This is a genomic window from Cupriavidus sp. F041 (genome assembly GCF_057814235.1).
The window spans coordinates 215,948-228,280 of record NZ_JBVASY010000003.1 but is presented as its reverse complement, the minus strand read 5'-3'; the positions used below and the strand labels follow the sequence as shown (position 1 = coordinate 228,280).

Annotated in this window: 11 protein-coding genes; all 11 read left to right on the top strand. The window is 65.1% G+C overall.

Features of this window, described 5'->3' with window-relative positions:
• Window positions 1-36: 36 nt before the first annotated feature.
• Entirely contained in the window at window positions 37-1,452 is a 1,416-nt protein-coding gene (leuC, locus tag ACZY0R_RS39645; protein ID WP_488866830.1) for a 3-isopropylmalate dehydratase large subunit, read from the top strand.
• 14 nt (window positions 1,453-1,466) lie between these two features.
• Window positions 1,467-2,105: a 3-isopropylmalate dehydratase small subunit gene (gene leuD / locus ACZY0R_RS39640; protein WP_488866828.1), complete on the top strand. Its 639-nt coding sequence runs from the start codon at window positions 1,467-1,469 to the stop codon at window positions 2,103-2,105.
• Window positions 2,106-2,157: 52 nt separating this feature from the next.
• Window positions 2,158-3,234, top strand: a complete 1,077-nt coding sequence (locus ACZY0R_RS39635) for a Bug family tripartite tricarboxylate transporter substrate binding protein (RefSeq protein WP_488866826.1) — start codon at window positions 2,158-2,160, stop codon at window positions 3,232-3,234.
• A 281-nt stretch (window positions 3,235-3,515) separates the two neighbouring features.
• The gene (locus ACZY0R_RS39630; RefSeq protein ID WP_488866824.1) at window positions 3,516-4,436 is read left to right on the top strand and encodes an NAD(P)-dependent oxidoreductase; all 921 of its coding nucleotides are present in this window, start codon (window positions 3,516-3,518) and stop codon (window positions 4,434-4,436) included.
• A 59-nt stretch (window positions 4,437-4,495) separates the two neighbouring features.
• Complete coding sequence (locus tag ACZY0R_RS39625) at window positions 4,496-5,662, top strand: ABC transporter substrate-binding protein (RefSeq protein WP_488866822.1); 1,167 nt, start codon at window positions 4,496-4,498, stop codon at window positions 5,660-5,662.
• Between the two features lie 36 nt (window positions 5,663-5,698).
• Window positions 5,699-6,580 (top strand): branched-chain amino acid ABC transporter permease, encoded by an 882-nt coding sequence (locus ACZY0R_RS39620; RefSeq protein ID WP_488866820.1) that lies wholly within the window; start codon window positions 5,699-5,701, stop codon window positions 6,578-6,580.
• A 2-nt stretch (window positions 6,581-6,582) separates the two neighbouring features.
• Window positions 6,583-7,518: a branched-chain amino acid ABC transporter permease gene (locus ACZY0R_RS39615; protein ID WP_488866818.1), complete on the top strand. Its 936-nt coding sequence runs from the start codon at window positions 6,583-6,585 to the stop codon at window positions 7,516-7,518.
• Window positions 7,515-8,324 carry an ABC transporter ATP-binding protein gene (locus tag ACZY0R_RS39610; protein WP_488866816.1) on the top strand — a complete coding sequence of 270 codons (810 nt, stop codon included), beginning with the start codon at window positions 7,515-7,517 and terminating at the stop codon, window positions 8,322-8,324. Before ACZY0R_RS39615 ends, ACZY0R_RS39610 begins: the two co-directional genes overlap by 4 nt.
• Before the next feature lie 2 nt (window positions 8,325-8,326).
• Window positions 8,327-9,046 carry an ABC transporter ATP-binding protein gene (locus ACZY0R_RS39605; protein WP_488866814.1) on the top strand — a complete coding sequence of 240 codons (720 nt, stop codon included), beginning with the start codon at window positions 8,327-8,329 and terminating at the stop codon, window positions 9,044-9,046.
• A gap of 27 nt (window positions 9,047-9,073) precedes the next feature.
• Window positions 9,074-9,463 carry a nuclear transport factor 2 family protein gene (locus ACZY0R_RS39600; RefSeq protein ID WP_488866812.1) on the top strand — a complete coding sequence of 130 codons (390 nt, stop codon included), beginning with the start codon at window positions 9,074-9,076 and terminating at the stop codon, window positions 9,461-9,463.
• A 176-nt stretch (window positions 9,464-9,639) separates the two neighbouring features.
• Complete coding sequence (gene aceE / locus ACZY0R_RS39595) at window positions 9,640-12,321, top strand: pyruvate dehydrogenase (acetyl-transferring), homodimeric type (RefSeq protein ID WP_488866810.1); 2,682 nt, start codon at window positions 9,640-9,642, stop codon at window positions 12,319-12,321.
• Window positions 12,322-12,333 lie beyond the last annotated feature (12 nt).

Here is a 12,333-nt window from a genome sequence, read left to right as displayed (position 1 = left end):
CCTGCGCCTGCGCGGGGTATTACGGAGACAAACATCATGCTTGAAGTCAGCCAGCCGGCCAGCCTGCTCGATAAGCTCTGGGCCAGCCACGTCATCCACGAGGAAGCCGACGGGCCCTCGCTGATCTATATCGACCGGCACCTGGTGAACGAGGTGACCAGTCCCCAGGCCTTCGAAGGCCTGCGCCTGAACGGGCGCAAGCTCTGGCGCGCCGCATCGGTGCTTGCCACGGCCGACCACAATGTGCCGACCACCGCGCGCGCGCAGGGCATCACCGATCCTGTGAGCCGCGCCCAGGTGGAGGCGCTGGACCAGAACTGCGCCGAGCACGGCATTGTCAACTTCGGCATGGATGATCCGCGCCAGGGCATCCTGCACGTGGTCGGGCCAGAGCGCGGGGCCACGCTGCCCGGCATGACCATTGCCTGCGGCGACTCGCACACATCCACGCACGGCGCATTCGCTGCGTTCGCCTTTGGTATCGGGACTTCGGAGGTCGAGCAGGTGCTGGGCGCGCAATGCCTGTGGATGACCAAGCCGAAATCGATGCTGGTCAGGGTGGAAGGCGAGTTGTCGCCGGGTGTTTCCGCCAAGGATATCGCGCTCAGCCTGATTGGCCGGATCGGCACCGCCGGCGCGACCGGGCATGTGATCGAGTTCGCTGGCAGCACTATTCGCGGCCTGAGCATGGAAGCACGTATGACGGTCTGCAACATGGCGATCGAGGCCGGGGCGCGGGCCGGCATGGTGGCGGTCGACGAGACCACGCTGTCCTATCTCCGGGGCCGTCCGCTCGCGCCTGAAGGCCAGGCGTGGGAGACCGCCAGCGCGTTCTGGCGGAACTTGCGCAGCGACCCGCACGCGGTTTTCGATGCCATCGTGGAGATCGATGCGGCTTCGATCCGCCCGCATGTGACCTGGGGCACCTCTCCGGAAATGGTGGTGGCCATCGGCGAGCGCGTACCCGATCCCCAGTGGGAGCGCGATCCGGTCAAGCGCAAGAGCATGGAACGGGCGCTCGACTATATGGGCTTGCAGCCGGATACGCCGCTGGAGTCCATCCCGCTGGACAAGATCTTCATCGGCTCGTGCACCAACGCCCGCCTTGAGGATCTTCGCGCGGCAGCGCAAGTGCTGCGCGGCCGGCACATCGCCCCGAGCATCCGCCTGGCCCTGGCGGTGCCTGGTTCCGGGCTGGTGAAGTCGCAGGCGGAGGCCGAAGGGCTGGACCAGGTCTTTATCGCGGCCGGCTTCGAGTGGCGGGAGCCGGGGTGTTCCATGTGCCTGGGCATGAACGACGACAGGCTGGCGGCCGGCGAGCGATGCGCGTCTACCTCGAACCGCAACTTCGAGGGCCGGCAGGGACCAGGGGGACGAACCCACTTGGTGAGCCCGCAGATGGCGGCCGCGGCGGCGGTGGCGGGCCATTTCGTCGACATTCGCGCGCTTTGACAGAGGAGGTAACGATGAGAGCCTTTACCACGCTGGATGGACTGGTGGCGCCGCTGGACCGCGCCAATGTCGATACCGACGCCATGCTTCCCAAGCAGTTCCTGAAATCCATCAAGCGCAGCGGATTCGGTCCCTACCTGTTCGATGAATGGCGCTACCTGGATCACGGCGAGCCGGGGCAGGACTGTAGCAGCCGTCCGCTGAACCCGGACTTTGTGCTCAACCAGCCGCGCTATCTGGGTGCCTCGGTCATGCTGGCGCGCGAGAACTTCGGTTGCGGCTCGTCCCGTGAACACGCGCCGTGGGCACTCGAAGACTTTGGCATGCGCGCCCTGATCGCGCCCGGTTTCGCCGACATCTTTTACAACAACTGCATGAAGAACGGTTTGCTGCCGATCGTCGCCGATGCGGCCATTGTCGACCGGCTGTTTGCCGAGGTCGCGGCGACGCCCGGCTACCGCCTGCAAATCGACCTCGCCGAGCAGACCGTGACGACACCGTCCGGCGAAGCGATTGGCTTTTCGCTCGATCCGTTCAAGAAGTACTGCCTGCTGAACGGGCTTGACGATATCGCGCTGGCCCTGCGCCATACCGTACAAATCCGCGGCTATGAACAAGAGCGGGCACGGCGGGAGCCCTGGTTGTTTGCCTGAATGAAAGCCAGCCGGCGAGCTGGATTCCAATACTGAAATGGATGGAGACACTATGCTTTGGCAAGACCACAAGCGGCAACCTGGCCGCGAAAATTCCCCTGCGCGCGGGAACAAGGATGCAAGGGCGGACGCAAAGACCAGCGGGCTTTCCCGCCACTGCAGGCACATGGGCCTGGCGGGCCTTGCCCTCGCCTGGCTGACCGGGGCGGGCACGGCGTGGGCGCAGTCCTTTCCCGCCCAGCCCATCAGGCTGGTGGTGCCGTACGCGCCCGGCGGCACCACCGACATCATCGCCAGGCAACTGGCCCATCGCATGTCCGAAAAGCTGGGCCAGCAAGTCGTGGTCGAAAACAAGAGCGGCGGCAACACCGTGATCGGCGCGGAAGCCGTGGCCAAGGCGCAACCCGATGGCTATACGCTGCTGCTGACGAACGACGCCACCTTTGTGCTGAACCCGGTGGTACTGCCCACGCTTTCCTACAACGTATCGCGGGATTTCGTGCCGGTGGCCGCCATTGGCTATGTGCCCCTCGTCATGGCCGTGTCGGGCAGCTTGCCGGTCAATAGTCTCAAAGAACTGGCGGCCTATGCAAAGAGCCGGCCAGGCACGCTCAGCTACGGCTCGTTCGGCAACGGCAGCCAGCCCCACCTGATGGGGGCGCTGTTCAACAAGCTGGCCGGCACCGATCTGGTCCACGTGCCCTACAAGGGCTCCGCGCCGGCGGTCAGCGATGTCGTGGGCGGCCAGATCCTCCTGACGTTCCCGGCTCTGCCTACCATCCAGAGCTTCGTCGGCGCGCGCAAGATCAAAGTGCTGGCGGTGAGCGGCGAGAAGCGGACCCAGGCCCTGCCGGATGTCCCCACATTTACGGAGGCCGGCTTCAAGGAGATGAATATCTCCGCCGTCTACGGCGTGCTTGCCCCGGCAAAAATGCCCAGGCAGGTGGTGACCAAGCTGAACACCACCATTGTCGAGATCCTCAATGAGCGGGACTTCGTCGAGAAGAACTTCGCCGCGCAGGGGATGGTGCCGATGAAGGTCAGCCCGGAGCAGTTCTCGCGCTATATCGACGAGCAGACGCAGCAGACCAGGAAGATCGTGGCGCTCTCCGGCGCGAAGGTCGACTAACTGGCCGGTCCATCGGCGGCACATGGCCGTCGTGCCCTCGATCACTCTCTTTGCACAGGCAATCGGGCGTCGAGGGCTGTTCCCGCATCGCGCCTTGCGGCCTCTTTCAGGCTGCAAGGCGCCCCCATGCCCGCATGGCTCGCGGTATCTCCCACCCCCGGTGAAAACCCCGCCTTGCCTGCCTGCGGGTTCTCAACTAAATTTCTTCGCACAACGACTTTGTTTGCGCTCAACGCAAAAAATGAGCGTTGACCAAAAGCACATAAAGGACGAGACAAAGCATGAATCCCTTGCGAATCGGCTGGATTGGCGTCGGCGCCATGGGCCGGCCAATGTGCCTGAACCTGCTGAAAGCCGGCTATCCGGTGATGGTCTTCGACAAGACAGCTTCGCAGTGCGAACCCGTCGTCGCGGCGGGCGCGGCCATGGCAGCTTCGCCGAAGGAGCTGATGGCGGCGGTGGACGTGGTCTTCTCGACGATATTCAACGACGAGGGGTTGCGCGACATTGTCATGTCCGAGGATGGCCTCCTCGCCGGAGCGGCGGGTGCCGGGATCCATGTCGATATGAGCACCGTCTCGCCCGATGTCTCTGCCACGGTTGCGCAGGCGCTTGCACAGCGTGGCGTGCAGTACCTGCGCGCTCCGGTCTCCGGGACGGTGTCGCTGGCGGCGAACGCGCAATTGAGCAGCTATGTCTCCGGCCCGAAGGAGGCCTTCGAGGCCGTGCGCCCGGTCCTGGCCTGTCTCACGGCGAGGCAAACCTATGTCGGGGAGGCCGAAGAGGCGCGCGTCATCAAGCTCATGATCAACCTGATGGTGTTCATGAGCACCGCGGTGATCGGCGAAGGGCTCGCCTTCGGCGCGCGCGCGGGGCTGGACCGCGCGCTCATGATCGACGCGATCAACGACAGCATCGTGGCCAGTCCGCACTACAAGACCAAGGCGGAAAAACTGAAGCAGCGCGAGTACGGCGCCGACGGCGCCATCTCGCTTGTGGTGAAGGACCTGGACCTGGCGCTGGCGGTCGCTCGCCGCAACGACGCCGCGCTGCCGATTTCATCCCTGGTGCGCCAGTACCTCGCCATGATGCAGAGCCGGGATATGAGTCATCTCGATGTGGCCGCGCTTGCTGACGTGCTGGCGATGATGAGCGGGCATGCCGATGCGCAGGACTTCCGCCCGTCTTGCCCGGGGCCGTGAGCCCGGGCCGATCCTTCAAGGCCATCGGGTCAATCACTAATAATAGAAACGGAGCAGACATGAGCTACAGAGCAATCCATCTACGGATGCCCGGGAAGGCGATGGCCGCCGTCATTGCGGGCACGGCATTCACATGCGCGGTACAGCCGGCCCTGGCCCAGCCGAAGCCGGGCGGCGAGCCAATCCGTATCGGCGCGCTGTTGTCGACGACCGGCGGACTTGCCGCCGTGGGGCTCGCCGAACGCGAAGGCGCCCTGCTGGCCCAGAAGGTGATCAATGGCCGCGGCGGCATCCAGGGACGTCCGCTCGAGATCGTGTTCGAGGACGACGGGTCCAGCCCGGACTCCGCGGTGGCCAAGGCGAACGCACTGATGTACACGCACAAGGTGCGCGCCATTGTGGGGCCCACGGGAATTGCGCAGACCGTCGCCATCGGCAGCATCACGCAGCCGCAGAAACTGCCCGTATTCGCCTTTTCCGGCCTGGGGCCGGCGGTGGAGCGCGAGCGCACCTGCGTCTTTCACATGACGCCCTCGCAGGAGCTCAACGCTCGCGCCGTGCTCTCCTACGCCCGCGACAACGGCCTCAAGCGGATTGGCGTGCTGCATGACTCCGGCTACGGGCAAGTGGTGTGGAACAGCATGAAGAACCTGGACCGCGAGTACGGGGTCAGCTTCGTGCAGGTGGAGAAATTCGAAATCGCCGCGACCGACGTGACCACCCAGGCGGCCAAGGTGAAGGCAACCACGCCCGATGCGCTCATCATCATCTCGACCTCGCCCGCGCCGTTCCGCAATGTGCGCCAGTTGAAGATCGGCGTGCCCATCCTTTCCGTGCACGGCACCGCCACCTACGAGACCGTCAGGGCGATGGGCGATGCGGCGGACAACATCATCCACCCGGAGTTCGTGGTGGCCGAGGACCCGCTGCCGAACCAGAAGGTGTTCGTCGAAGCGTATCGCAAGGAGTACGGCAAGCTGCCCAAGCACTTCTCCGCGGTCGCGTGGGACGCCGTGATGGCGCTGGCCGACGGCCTGAAGACCGCCGGCGCGGACGCGCCGAACGACAAGCTCTGCGGCGCACTGCGCAAGCCATATCTGGGCGCCACCACCGGCTATGACTTCTCCGCGTCCGACATGGGCGGCATGACGCTTGCCGGCTTCACCTACTCGCGGTTGCAAAAGGGCCAGTTCGTGCGCCTGGGCTACACGGCCGCCAAGCCATAGCGGGATACCGGTAATCTGAGAGGAACCACGATGTCCATGAGCCTCACCATCCAGGCGGCCCTGTCCGGGATCACCAATGGCTTTGTCTACGCGCTGATCGGCGTCGGCATGGCAGTCATCTACAAGGGCACCCGCATCGTCAACGCCATGCAAGGCGAGTTCGCCGTGGTCGGCGGACTGGTGGCGGTGTTCGCGTTGCAGGCCGTCGGGCTGCCCTACGCGCTGGCCATCCCTGCCGGCATCGCCGCCGGGGCGGCCAGCGGCCTGGTCATCGACCTGCTGTTCGTGCGGCCGATGACGCGGCGCGGAGCCACCGAGGAAAGCTATCTGCTGCTGACCATCGGGCTGGCCTTCACCTTGTCCGCCGCCGCGCTGTATGTCGGCGGGCGCGATTCGCATCTGCTGCCGGGCATCGGCGGTGACGGCGTGGTCGAACTCCTCGGCGCCGTCACGCCGACGCACGCTTTGTCCCTGATCGGCATTGCCGCGCTGCTGGTTGGCCTGCTGCGCCTGTTCTATACCAGGACGCTGACGGGCCTGGCCATGACGGCCGCCTCGCTCGATCCCGACGGGGCCACCACCACCGGCATCAATGTGCGCCGGATGCGGTCCCTGACGTTCCTGCTTGGCGGCGGGTTCGGCGCCATTGCCGGCATCCTGGTCACGCCGCTGATCGCCATGAACTACCAGATGGGCATCGGCCTCACGCTGAAAGGCTTCGCGGCCGCCATCCTCGGCGGGCTGAGCAATCCGCTGGGCGCCGTCGTCGGCGGGCTGATGCTTGGCCTGATCGAATCGCTGGCCGTGCTGGGCTTCCCATCGGGCTACCGCGATGTGATCGCTTTGTCGATCCTGATCGTCATCATGATTCTGCTTCCCAACGGCATGCTTGGCCGCGTGGGCCGCAAAGGAGGATAACCATGAACTACTCGCGTGCGCTGGTGCTCATCGCCCTGGTGCTATGGGCGGTGGCCGGGCAGATGCTGTCGCGGCACTACCTGGACATGCTGAACTTCGCGGCGATCCTGACGGTCGGCGGACTGGGCGTTGGCCTGCTGCTCGGGCAGTGCGGCATCGTCAACCTCGGGCAGGCCGCGTTCTATGGCTTTGGTGCGTATGCGTCGGCCTACTGCACCACGGTACTCGGCTGGCCGGCGCTGGGCGGGTTCGCCGCCGGCCTGGTCTTCAGCGCCGTGCTGGCTGCGATCATCGGCATGCCGGTGCTGCGCCTCGGCGGCTTCTTTCTCGCCCTGGCTACGCTTGCGGTGGGGAGCATCGCCAATGTGCTCTTCTTCGAGTGGGACTGGCTGACCGGCGGCACGCTCGGCATCGGCGGCATTCCGAAGCTGTCGCTGTTCGGCTTTATGCTCGACACGCCGGAGCGCTACTACTACTTCATCTGGCCGCTCGCGATCCTGCTGCTGTGGCTGGTGGACAACCTGGTCAAGGGCAGGCCGGGCCTGTCGATGCGGGCCATGCGCGACGCCGCGCCGGCGGCCGAAGTGCTGGGCATCGACATGCGCGGGCTGAAGACGGCGATGTTCGTGCTGTCCGCCATGCTCGGCTCGCTGGCGGGTTCCCTGTTCGCGCACTACGTGTCGTTTGTCAGCGTGCAGAGCTTCACCGTGGAGCGTTCCATCGTCTTCTTGCTGGTGCCGGTCGTTGCCGGTGCGCGTTCTGTCTATGGCGTGGTGCTGGGGGCGCTGTTTGTCGCCCTGGCGCCGGAGTTGCTCAGCGGCCTGGGAGACTTCCACCAGGTGCTGTTCGGTCTGGCGCTGGTTCTGGTCGTGACCCTGATGCCGGGTGGGCTGGTGGGTGCGCTGATGCGCGCCCGGTCGTGGAGGGCGGCGCAATGAATGCTCCCGTGCCTGATTTCAGTACCGGCGCGCATGCCGTGCACGCCGCCACGCCGCCCTTGCTGACGCTCGAAGGCGTCGCGCACAGTTTCGGCGGCCTCGACGTCCTGCGCAACGTAAGTTTCGAGGTGCCCGCGGGCCGGATCGTCGGCCTGATCGGTCCGAACGGCAGCGGCAAGACTACCTGCTTCAATATCATCTCCGGCTTCCTGCGCCCGAAGGGCGGCAGGGTATCGCTGGCGGAGCGAGAGATCACCGCCGATACGATCCAGCAGCGCAGCCGCGCCGGCCTGGTCCGGACGTTCCAGACGCCCCAGGTCTTCGAGCACATGACCGTGCTGGAAAACCTGATGGTGGGCTGCTACAAGGCGACGAGTTCGGGCGTGCTGCAAGCTATGCTGCGCACCCCGAAGTCCCGTGCCGAACTACGTGCGATGCGCGCTTCCGCACAGGCTTGCTGCGAGAAGTTCGGCCTGGCACGGCTGCAGGACAGCCTGGCGGGAAGCCTCCCTGCCGGGCAGCGCCGCATTGTCGAACTGGCGCGCGCCTGCATCGGCAATCCGCGCCTGCTGCTGCTGGATGAGCCGTCCTCCGGTCTCAACGGCGACGAGATCGAAACGCTGGCAGCGTGGATCGCGCGCCTGAACGAGGAAGGCATCACCATCCTGCTGGTCTCGCACGATATGGGGCTGATGACGGCTTGCGACACCGTGCACGTGCTGTATTTTGGCGAGATCATCGCCACCGGGGCGCTGCATGAGGTGCAGGCCGATTCGCGTGTACGTGAAGCCTATATGGGGGTCTGACGATGCTACAGGTAAGAGGCTTGCGCGCCGGCTACGGGACAGTGCCGGTGCTGCACGAGATCGATATCGATGTGGAGCAAGGCGAGGCGGTTGCCGTAGTGGGCGCGAATGGCGCCGGCAAGACGGCACTGGTGCGGACCCTGTCCGGCCTGATCAGGCCGATGGGCGGCAGCATTGTCAAGGATGGCGTCGAGATAAGCCGGGTGCCTGGCTGCCGGCGGTTCGAGCACGGCATCGCGGTGGTGCTGGAGAACCGGAACCTGTTCACCGAGCTGTCGGTCCATGACAACCTGCGGCTTGCCGAGCGCGCGGGCAAGCGTGCCAATGGCGGCAAGACGCGCTTTTCATTCGACGAAGTCTGCAATCTCTTCGAGATCCTGCGCGAGCGCGGGCAGTGCGCGGTGGAACTGCTGTCCGGCGGCCAGCAGCAGATGGTCGCGATCGCCCGCGCGCTGTTGCTGCAGCCCGACTTGCTGATCATGGATGAACTGACCACCGGGCTGGCGCCCAGGATCGTCAAGGAGATACTGGCGGTGCTGAACCAGCTGCGGGCGCGCGGCATGAGCATCGTGCTGGTGGAGCAGAGCGTCGCGATTGCCTCCGAGATGACCGACCGGGCTTACGTCCTGTCGGTGGGGCGCGTCATCCATGAGGTTCGCCGGGGGGAATGGAGCGCGGTGTTGAACGACAAGACATTGATCAAAGCCTACCTGCAGGGCTGATGCCCGGCGATTCAAGGAGAAGACAGCATGGAACACACAACGGCCGTGGCGCAACTGAAGCTAGCCGACGAAGCCCGGTACCGCGCCATGCTCGCCGGCGATATCGCCGCGCTGGAAGGCCTGCTGGCCGAGGAGCTTTCCTACACGCATTCGTCCGCGCTGCGGGAGGGCAAGCAAGCGTACCTCGCCTCGCTTGCGAACGGCCGGGTCAGGTACCTGGACGCCCGCTTGAGTGATGTGGAGCAAACCATCTATGACGGCATGGCGGTGATGCACGGCATGGCGGTGATCGAAGCTGTCGTCGATGGCGTCGAGCGCACCCTGGACAACCAATTCCTGAGCGTTTGGAAGCATGGCGGCAGTGGCTGGCAGATGGTCGCATGGGCGTCAACGCCCGTGCCGGCACGCGCAGCGTGACAGGTTCGCCAGCCTGATCCGTCGGCCTGCTGTTCGCGCCGATGGAACAGCGTGTTCGATAGCTGTAACTTTACCGCGGCGAAGTGCGGATGCTACGCTTCACTCCCCTGTCCGGGGAGTCTTCCCATATGGATTGCCGGACGCTTCGCTCCAACCTTGCCCACGAGGAGTTCAACATGGCGCAAGCTACGCCGCCCATTTTTCCAAACGACGACATTGACACGCAGGAGACTGCGGAATGGCTCGACGCGCTCGATGCCGTCATCGCGTACGAAGGGAATGAACGTGCGCACTTCCTGATCGAGAAACTGATCGAGCGTGCGCATGGCGCCGGCATCTACCTGCCGTTCAGCGCGAACACGGCCTACGTCAATACCATTCCCGTTGACGTGCAGGCCAGGAGTACCGGCGACCAGGACCTCGAACACCGCATCCGGACGTATATCCGCTGGAACGCGGTTGCGCTTGTCCTGCGAGCAGCGCGCGACACCAATGTCGGCGGCCATATCGCCAGCTTCGCATCGGCCGCGACGCTGTATGAGGTCGGCTTCAATCACTTCTGGCATGCGCCGTCCGGCGAGCATGGCGGCGACCTGGTCTTCTTCCAGGGGCACTCTTCGCCGGGCTTTTATGCGCGGGCATTCCTCGAAGGCCGGTTGACGGAAGAACAGATGGACAACTTCCGCCAGGAAGTGGACGGCAAGGGCATCTCTTCCTATCCGCACCCCTGGCTGATGCCCGACTTCTGGCAGTTCCCGACGGTGTCGATGGGGCTGGGCCCCATCATGGGCATCTACCAGGCCCGTTTCATGAAGTACCTGCAAGACCGCGGTTTCGGGCAGCACGCCGGCCGCAAGGTCTGGGTGTTCAGCGGCGACGGCGAGATGGACGAGCCCGAATCCCGTGGCGCGCTGGGCATGGCAGGGCGGGAGCACCTGGACAACCTGGTGTTTGTCGTCAACTGCAACCTGCAACGGCTCGATGGCCCGGTCCGCGGCAACGGCAAGATCATCCAGGAGCTGGAGGCGGAATTCCGTGGCGCCGGCTGGAACGTCATCAAGGTGGTGTGGGGCAGCAAGTGGGATGCGCTGCTGGCGCGGGACAAGGCCGGTATCCTGGCCAGGCGGATGATGGAATGCGTGGACGGCGACTACCAGACCTTCAAGGCCAAGGATGGCGCGTACGTGCGCGAGCATTTCTTCAACACGCCCGAGTTGAAGGCCATGGTCGCCGACTGGTCGGACGACGATATCTGGGCGTTGAACCGCGGCGGCCATGATCCGCACAAGGTCTATGCCGCCTATCAGGCCGCCGCGGATCATCAGGGCCAGCCGACCGTCATCCTGGCGAAGACCATCAAGGGCTACGGCATGGGCGAGGCGGGCGAAGCCCAGAACATCACGCATCAGCAAAAGAGCATGCGCGTGGAAGCGCTCATGCATTTCCGTGACCGGTTCAAGTTGCCGCTATCGGACCAGCAGCTCGAAGCCCTGCCCTACCTGAAGTTCGAGGAAGGCTCCCGCGAGCACGCATACCTGCATGCGCGCCGCAGCGCGCTGGGCGGCTATCTTCCGTCCCGGCGCAGGCGCGGCCCGTCGCTGCCGGTGCCGCCCTTGTCGGCCTTCGACGCCCAGCTCAAGGCCGGTGGCGAGGGGCGCGAGTTCTCGACCGCGATGAGCTACGTCCGCATCCTGAATACGCTGCTGCGCGACAAGGTACTGGGCCGGCGTATCGTGCCGATCGTCTCGGACGAATCGCGTACCTTCGGCATGGAAGGGTTGTTCCGGCAGATCGGCATCTGGTCGCAGCAGGGGCAGACCTACACGCCGCAGGATGCCACGCAGCTGATGTTCTACAAGGAATCGAAGGACGGGCAGATTCTGCAGGAGGGCATCAACGAGGCGGGGGCGATGGCGGACTGGATTGCCGCCGCCACGGCGTACTCGACGCACGGCGAGCCGATGATCCCGTTCTTTATCTTCTACTCGATCTTCGGCTTCCAGCGCTTCGGCGATCTGGCCTGGGCCGCCGGCGACCAGCGCGCGCGCGGCTTCCTGCTGGGGGGAACCGCGGGCCGCACGACGCTGAACGGGGAGGGCCTGCAGCACGAGGACGGCCATAGCCTGGTTTGGGGCGGAACCATCCCCAACTGCATCAGCTACGACCCGACGTTCGCCTACGAGCTGGCTGTGATCATCCAGGATGGCCTGCGCCGGATGATCCAGGACCAGGAGGATGTGTATTACTACATCACCGTGATGAACGAGAACTACGAGCATCCGGCGATGCCTTCCGGCGCCGAGGCCAACATCCAGAAGGGCATGTACCTGTTCCGGCGCGGCGAGGACGGCAACGGCGCATCGCCCCGAGTTCAGCTGCTCGGCGCCGGCACCATCTTCCGCGAGGTCATCGCGGCGGCGGATCTGCTGCAGCGGGACTGGGGCGTGCAGGCTGACCTCTGGGGTTGCCCCAGCTTTACCGAACTGGCGCGCGAGGGCAACGAGGCAACGCGGTGGAATCTCCTGCACCCGGAAGCGCCGCCACGGCGGTCCCATGTCGAACAGTGCCTTGGGCAGGCGCAAGGCCCGGTGATTGCCGCCACCGACTACGTACGTGCGCTGGCGGAGCAGATTCGCCCGTTTGTGCCGCGGCGGTACACGGTGCTCGGTACCGACGGCTACGGCAGATCGGACACGCGTGAACAATTGCGCCATTTCTTCGAAGTCGACCGCCACTGGATTGTCCTGGCCGCTTTGAAGGCCTTGGCGGATGAGGGTACCTTGGACAAGGCTATCGTGCAGCGTGCCATCGAAAAGTATGAAATCGACCCTGGCAAGCCGTATCCGCTGCGCGCCTGATCGGGCCGCGGC

Bases quoted from the DNA above. Each gene is read 5' to 3' on its own strand.
- leuC (WP_488866830.1), top strand. From the start codon at position 37: ATGCTTGAAGTCAGCCAGCCGGCCAGCCTGCTCGATAAGCTCTGGGCC.
- leuD (WP_488866828.1), top strand. From the start codon at position 1,467: ATGAGAGCCTTTACCACGCTGGATGGACTGGTGGCGCCGCTGGACCGC.
- ACZY0R_RS39635 (WP_488866826.1), top strand. From the start codon at position 2,158: ATGCTTTGGCAAGACCACAAGCGGCAACCTGGCCGCGAAAATTCCCCT.
- ACZY0R_RS39630 (WP_488866824.1), top strand. From the start codon at position 3,516: ATGAATCCCTTGCGAATCGGCTGGATTGGCGTCGGCGCCATGGGCCGG.
- ACZY0R_RS39625 (WP_488866822.1), top strand. From the start codon at position 4,496: ATGAGCTACAGAGCAATCCATCTACGGATGCCCGGGAAGGCGATGGCC.
- ACZY0R_RS39620 (WP_488866820.1), top strand. From the start codon at position 5,699: ATGAGCCTCACCATCCAGGCGGCCCTGTCCGGGATCACCAATGGCTTT.
- ACZY0R_RS39615 (WP_488866818.1), top strand. From the start codon at position 6,583: ATGAACTACTCGCGTGCGCTGGTGCTCATCGCCCTGGTGCTATGGGCG.
- ACZY0R_RS39610 (WP_488866816.1), top strand. From the start codon at position 7,515: ATGAATGCTCCCGTGCCTGATTTCAGTACCGGCGCGCATGCCGTGCAC.
- ACZY0R_RS39605 (WP_488866814.1), top strand. From the start codon at position 8,327: ATGCTACAGGTAAGAGGCTTGCGCGCCGGCTACGGGACAGTGCCGGTG.
- ACZY0R_RS39600 (WP_488866812.1), top strand. From the start codon at position 9,074: ATGGAACACACAACGGCCGTGGCGCAACTGAAGCTAGCCGACGAAGCC.
- aceE (WP_488866810.1), top strand. From the start codon at position 9,640: ATGGCGCAAGCTACGCCGCCCATTTTTCCAAACGACGACATTGACACG.